This window comes from Heyndrickxia acidiproducens DSM 23148, from assembly GCF_000374345.1.
In the GTDB taxonomy this organism is placed as follows: domain Bacteria; phylum Bacillota; class Bacilli; order Bacillales; family Bacillaceae_C; genus Weizmannia; species Weizmannia acidiproducens.
The window spans coordinates 29,453-33,295 of record NZ_KB894016.1; the positions used below are offsets into that span (position 1 = coordinate 29,453).

Below are 3,843 nucleotides of genomic sequence, written 5' to 3' on the forward strand. Positions count from 1 at the left end.
CTGGCGGAAAATCAACTCCCGCGGGCGTTCATCGGCCGCATGAAAGACTGCCCCACAAGAGTTTCCGCGTCCATAGTCGTTCATAACGGGAATGAATGGTTTATCCTCCCTATTTCATGACAATACCAGTTTTCGGATCGCGTGAGCCACACCGTGTTCATTATTCGACAGTGTTTCAAAATTTGCGGCTTGTTTTACCTTTGGAATGGCATTGGCCATGGCGACACCGCAGCCGGCAAATTCAATCATCGTGAGGTCATTCTCATTATCGCCAATACTCATAACCTCTTCCTGCCGAATATTCAAATAACCGGCAAGTTGTTTCAAAGCATTTCCTTTGCTTGCTTCTTTGTGGAGAATTTCCCAGTAAAACGGCTGGCTTCTGACCATTGTATATTTTTCTTTAAATGATTCAGGGATAGCTTGAATGGCCTGGCTGAGCTTGTCCGGGTCGTCAATATACATGACTTTCGGCACGACAATATCCCTTGGAACCTCTTCTATCGTCCGGTAATGCAGAGTCATTTGCATTAAGTATGATTCATGAACCGTGTAAGGGCTGATATCCCGGTTTGAAGTATACAAATTTTCGGCATCAAAAAATTGCATCGGTGTTCTCAGTTCAAGACTAAGCGCATAGATACGGACCAAATCTTCATAGCCAATTGAAAGTTCCGAAACTATTTTTCCAGTATGGGTATTTTGAACAAGCGCACCGTTAAAAGCGATCACATAATCATCTTCTCCATTTAATTCCAAATCCGCCAAAAAGCGGCGCACACCGTTAATCGGGCGCCCGGTGCAAAGGACGATTTTCACGCCTTGCGCTTTTGCCTGATGTAATGCATTACGGACTTCGGCTGTCACTTCATGGCGGTCATTTAGCAGCGTGCCGTCCATATCAATCGCAATCAATTTATACATCCTTTTTCGCTCCTTCAAACAAACATAACAAGTTCACTTTTCCTATTTTATCTTAACGTAAAAAATAGGAAAAAGCGATGGTATGTAACGAAATGCAAAAAATGCAGGAAAGCGGTTGGCTCCCTGCATTTTCCAATTAAACCGGCTGCCGGCTCCAATGGCGGTCTGCCGCAACGGCTTTAATAAAGTCGCCGGCAAACTGTTTCATATCGCTGCCGCTCACGACCCCGGGCTGGTTTAAGATATTGGCTTTTTCCAAAAACACGGTGCCTTCGTGGGTGCCGCCAATTGTTTTAAAATGCTTAAATGCCTCCATAATAAAGGCAGAACCCTCTTTTTCAAAAGCAGGGCTTATTCCCTGCCCTCCTGCGGCATAAACGGCATCATACAGAACGGAATCGGTCGTTAAAAACGTTTCGGTTGCTTCCAGAATCGTTCCGTCTGTTCCGGTAACCTTTCCTGCCTTTTCACTAATCAGAACCGTTTGCACGCCGGCTGCCTGTAGCTCTCTCAACACCGTGGAAACATCAGCACCATTAAATTGGTTGCCAATGATCACGCCGGCTTTTCTTGTATCCGGGAGCATTGGTTTATTTAACTGGCTGAGCGCCGGAGAAATTTTCGCTGCTTTTGGCTCCTCTGTTTTCTGAGGAGGTATCGCGCCGATCGCATTTGCAACGGCAGCGGCCATCATCGGGCTGACATTTGCAAACATATCGACTGCCTGCTGTTTTACTGCTTTACTTTTTACTTTACCAAGTTCAAAACTGAATGCCTGGATAATATGCTGTTTTTCCGGCTCGCTCATGCTATTCCAGAATAGGATTGCCTGGGAGAAATGATCTTCGAAACTTTTGCTGCGGCTGCGTACTTTGCGGCCTTCTACTTTTTCCTGATAATGTTCATAACCGCCTTCCTGCGGGCTGGAAACCGAAGGCGTATTGTTTGCAAGGCCATTGCGGTGGTAGCTGACCTGCCCGACATTGATCGTTTGGCGTCCATAACCATCGCGCTGGTTATTGTGGAACGGGCAGATCGGCCGGTTAATCGGGAGTTCATGAAAATTAGGGCCGCCGAGCCGAATTAACTGCGTATCCGTATAGGAAAAAAGCCGGCCCTGCAGCAGCGGATCATTGGTGAAATCAATCCCCGGAACAACATTGCCGACATGGAAAGCAGCCTGCTCGGTTTCAGCAAAAACATTGTCCACGTTCCGGTTCAAGGTCAACTTGCCGATGATTTTCACAGGAATATCTTCTTCCGGCCAAATTTTTGTCGGATCAAGAATATCAAAATCAAAGGCAAATTCATCCTCTTCTTTAATCAGCTGTACACCGAGCTCCCATTCCGGGTAGTTTCCCATCTCAATGGCCTCATACAGGTCGCGGCGGTGGAAATCCGGATCTTTTCCGGCAATTTTCTGCGCTTCATCCCACACAAGCGAATGGACGCCGAGTTTTGGCTTCCAGTGGAATTTTACAAAATGTGCCTTTCCTTCGTCATTGACAAACCGGAATGTATGCACCCCAAACCCTTCCATCATCCGGTAGCTTCTCGGAATGGCGCGGTCTGACATATGCCACATGATCATATGGGCAGTTTCCTGGTTGTTTACGACAAAGTCCCAAAATGTATCATGTGCGGTTTGTGCCTGCGGGATTTCATTGTGCGGCTCCGGTTTAAAAGAGTGCACAAGATCCGGGAATTTAATTGCATTCTGGATGAAAAAAACCGGAATATTGTTACCAACTAAATCGTAGTTCCCTTCCTCCGTATAAAATTTTACGGCAAACCCGCGCACATCACGGACAGTATCAGCGGAGCCCCGCGATCCGGCAACAGTTGAAAAACGTACAAACACCGGGGTTTTAACAGAAGGATCCTGTAAAAATTTTGCCTTTGTGTATGCCTTCATGGATTCATAAACCTGGAATTCTCCATGGGCGCCAAAACCGCGGGCATGCACCACGCGCTCTGGAATACGTTCATGGTCAAAATGCGTCATTTTTTCCCGAAAGTGAAAATCCTCCATCAAAGTCGGACCTCTGTCTCCCGCTTTCAGGGAAAATTCATCTTCGGAAAGTTTCAGTCCTTCATTTGTCGTCATCGGCTTCCCTTCGTCAGCCGCACGAAACGTTTCCAGTTGAAGGTCCTTCTTATTTTTGCTGCTGGTCATCCTTATTCCTCCCAATCTTTTTGCAGGTGATTAAAATAGAAAACATTCTATTATCCCGTACCCTGCTGAAGAAAGCGGCAAACCGGTTTCCGCTGCCGGAAATCCGTAAACATTATTTTTTTAAAAGGTGCTTGATTGAAAAAACGGGGTGATATAATACCATCCACGGCCCTGCATAGCGCATGACCGCCTTGATTTTTTTACGGTAGGTTTTGCTGTAGCAATGGACTTTGCAGTTGGAACAAGCGCTTTTTTCCTCGCCAAAGCGGCAAAGGGACAGCCTTTTGAATGCGTAGTTTTTTAAATCGAGGCACTCCTCGCATAATTCATCACGGTGGTGTTTTTTTCTGCAGTAAATGCGAATCATTTCCGCAACTGTTTCTTTTTCCTTTTGGATAACTGGCCCGTTATTTAATTCTCTTTTTTGTCTTGGCATGATAGCCGGCCCCCCTTAAACAGATAATCCCTTCCCTTTCACCTTAACACCGAAAACCCCGCGCAACTTTTACATTTTCCGAACAATTGAAAAGCGGAGGGCGCTTGCCCATCGGCGACAGGCAACTGGGCCGGCACCAGTGAAGTCCGCCCTTTGACTTCAATGGAGCCGGAACAGTTGACCCCGAGCCGATAGCGCCCGCAGCTGGACATTCGAAATGCGGAGGCGACTGTTCATCGGCGTACGGATTTCGCAGTCTTTGACTGAGATAAAGGAAACACGATGAGCCTGATAAGGCGAATCGATG

3 protein-coding genes are annotated in these 3,843 nt (G+C 46.7%); all 3 read right to left on the reverse strand.

Annotated elements, in window-relative coordinates; all coding sequences use genetic code 11:
• Positions 1–114 precede the first annotated feature (114 nt).
• The 3 genes from yidA to C232_RS0114195 all read right to left on the reverse strand — a co-directional run bounded on the left by yidA (position 115) and on the right by C232_RS0114195 (position 3,536).
• Positions 115–924: a sugar-phosphatase gene (yidA, locus tag C232_RS0114185; RefSeq protein WP_018664814.1), complete on the reverse strand. Its 810-nt coding sequence runs from the start codon at positions 922–924 to the stop codon at positions 115–117.
• A gap of 136 nt (positions 925–1,060) precedes the next feature.
• Positions 1,061–3,100: a catalase gene (locus C232_RS0114190; RefSeq protein WP_018664815.1), complete on the reverse strand. Its 2,040-nt coding sequence runs from the start codon at positions 3,098–3,100 to the stop codon at positions 1,061–1,063.
• 112 nt (positions 3,101–3,212) lie between these two features.
• A complete protein-coding gene (locus tag C232_RS0114195) occupies positions 3,213–3,536 on the reverse strand; it encodes a nitrous oxide-stimulated promoter family protein (protein ID WP_018664816.1) in 324 nt (107 codons plus the stop codon).
• Positions 3,537–3,843 lie beyond the last annotated feature (307 nt).